Consider the following 331-nt stretch of genomic DNA (forward strand, 5'->3'; position numbering starts at 1 on the left):
GCAGCCTGGCGGTCCCGCACGTCGATCTCGCAAGCCTGCATTCTTTGGCAAGATTGCTGAAGGACGCTGATGCCTCATCGCAATCTTCGGTAATGGGCGCAGCATTGGTCTTTCACGAAACGAGTCGGAGAGATGTTCATGCCTCGCCAGCCCATGACATGCCAGTTCGATCTGTTCTCGGCCCCGCAGCGGGGGAAGACGGCAGGGACGCCGCAATGGCCGGAGTTGCCGGAGGAGACCCGCCAAGCGTTGACGGTGCTCATCGTGCGGCTGTTCGTCGATCACGCAAAGTGCGGACATGCCTGCCAACAGAAGGAGGCCGGTCATGATG

1 protein-coding gene is annotated in these 331 nt (G+C 60.7%); it reads left to right on the top strand.

Annotated elements, in window-relative coordinates; all coding sequences use genetic code 11:
• Positions 1-138 precede the first annotated feature (138 nt).
• Positions 139-331, top strand: a 193-nt coding sequence (locus tag MOV76_RS39565; protein ID WP_247266638.1) for a hypothetical protein, incomplete at its 3' end; no start/stop codon positions are given.

Origin of the sequence: Rhizobium sp. PRIMUS64 (assembly GCF_023006465.1) — a bacterium.
In the GTDB taxonomy this organism is placed as follows: domain Bacteria; phylum Pseudomonadota; class Alphaproteobacteria; order Rhizobiales; family Rhizobiaceae; genus Rhizobium; species Rhizobium leguminosarum.